Source organism: Escherichia sp. S10b, assembly GCF_028421345.1.
GTDB lineage: Bacteria > Pseudomonadota > Gammaproteobacteria > Enterobacterales > Enterobacteriaceae > ECMA0423.
Window position 1 is genome coordinate 1 of the sequence record NZ_JAHZSO010000063.1, and the last position, 1608, is coordinate 1608.

The following is a 1608-nucleotide window of genomic DNA, read 5'->3' on the forward strand; positions in this document are numbered from 1 at the left end:
GTGCGGGTCATCACGTCTTTTGAGGCAATGGTTTTACCCAGTGAGCTCAGCCAGCCACGGAAAACATCAACAGTGCCGTTGGGATATTTGATACGAAACGCGCAGACTTCACCGGAGTCGAACAACTGAACCAGTTTTTTCTGCCCGCTGTCACCCGGACGCCAGGCCAGCGTCGCCGAAGTATCACCGACGGATTTCTGCCCCTGGGTTGTCGTTTTCCAGTCTGCATCTTCATCATCGAGATAAGTGTCATCTTCTGCATCAGCGGTCATTTCGCCAGGTTGCAGATCCTTCACCATCGCAAGACGCAGCCAGTCAGTGTCCGATAAAGGGTTCGCAAACGCATCGCCCTTGCCGGTGTACATCCAGAACGTCGTTCCCGCACCTTTCGTTTTTGCCAGTGGATTTGGTGTGGTCATTGCCACCTCCTTTAATTCGTGTACGTGATCTGGTACGTGATTTCCGCCATCGCCCAGGTGGCCATCTCATTATCACGTTGATAGTTAAAACCGAGAGGGATCAGGGTGTCGATGAGTCCGGAAAGTGCCGGTATATCATTCAGAGCCGGGAAAATGGTGCTCTCCATCCACATATCCAGCTCTGAATCCGGTGCCTGTGCCCGGATGAAGACAGCAATATGCAGAACAGCCTGCCAGTCATCTTCATCCGTCATTTTTCCGGTGTACTGAGCATCACTCAGCCACACCGCCACGGCAGGCAGTTCCTGCGCATCAATAAATGCCGGAAGCCCGTCAAAAAACGTGGCGCTGTCTCCACACTGTTCCCGAAGGCGTGCCAGTACGGCCTGGCGGATTTGTGTATGTCGGTTCATCGGGTCAGCCATAACCTCAGTTGTTGTTTCAGTGCATACCCCAGCTGTTTCGGCATTTCCGCAGCAATAATGCGGTCGCGGGCATCTTCAAATGCCTGTGTCAGCGGTCCGGACAGCGGGACTTTCACCACATCAATGGGGTAACGATTTTTGCCATCAATACGCCGCATCACATGCCAGCGACCATTCGCCAGTTGCTGAATAAACGCATCCCGGAAAAGATATTTACCCACCTTCAGCACACTGCCACGGTACTGCAGTTTTCCACCACGCCGGGCCAGTCTGACCCGGGCTGTCCCCAGCTTAATAGCGGGCAGATTGCCCCGGTTAACGCGGATCCTGGCCGTCATTTTTCCTGACGGACTGGCTTTAAACACCCGGACACGCTGACGTACCAGTTTCAGGGGGATCCCTTTCACCTGGTTATCTCCCGCAACGGTATTCCCGGCAACCTGCCGGGTGGCGACCGAGACCGCTTTCTGTGCCACACGGTTTATCGCCCATGCGCTGGCCTGTGGCACCATACGGGTATCAAGGCTGTTCAGATTACGGATGGCATTCTCAAGCCCCTTCATCCCACACCTCTTTACTCAATAAAGATCATTGGCTTACCGTTAAAACGTTCATGCCGTGTGACCGTCCATTGTTGTCCGTCATAAACAACGCGATCCCCGCGCCGTGGGCGGTATCCCGAAGAAAACACCACCAGAGAGACCGCAGGTCCGGACAGAGCATTCAGCTCTGCCAGTGTTTCTCCCGGGATCACAGTCATATCG

Annotated in this window: 4 protein-coding genes; all 4 read right to left on the minus strand. The window is 54.3% G+C overall.

What is annotated here, in order from left to right; genetic code table 11:
- Nucleotides 1-419, minus strand: a 419-nt coding sequence (locus tag FTE26_RS05975; protein WP_213082016.1) for a phage tail tube protein, incomplete at its 3' end; no start/stop codon positions are given.
- Nucleotides 420-430: 11 nt separating this feature from the next.
- Nucleotides 431-832 (minus strand): phage minor tail U family protein, encoded by a 402-nt coding sequence (locus tag FTE26_RS05980; RefSeq protein WP_001079398.1) that lies wholly within the window; start codon nucleotides 830-832, stop codon nucleotides 431-433.
- On the minus strand, nucleotides 829-1407 hold the full coding sequence (locus tag FTE26_RS05985) for a phage tail protein (RefSeq protein WP_000677108.1): 579 nt from the start codon (nucleotides 1405-1407) through the stop codon (nucleotides 829-831). The genes FTE26_RS05980 and FTE26_RS05985 overlap by 4 nt, the downstream gene beginning before the upstream one ends.
- An 11-nt stretch (nucleotides 1408-1418) precedes the next feature.
- On the minus strand, nucleotides 1419-1608 hold a 190-nt coding region (locus FTE26_RS05990; protein WP_000112285.1), incomplete at its 5' end, for a hypothetical protein.

What these genes read in the sequence shown, in the direction of transcription:
- FTE26_RS05980 (WP_001079398.1), bottom strand. Translation starts at nt 832, where the DNA reads ATGAACCGACATACACAAATCCGCCAGGCCGTACTGGCACGCCTTCGG.
- FTE26_RS05985 (WP_000677108.1), bottom strand. Translation starts at nt 1,407, where the DNA reads ATGAAGGGGCTTGAGAATGCCATCCGTAATCTGAACAGCCTTGATACC.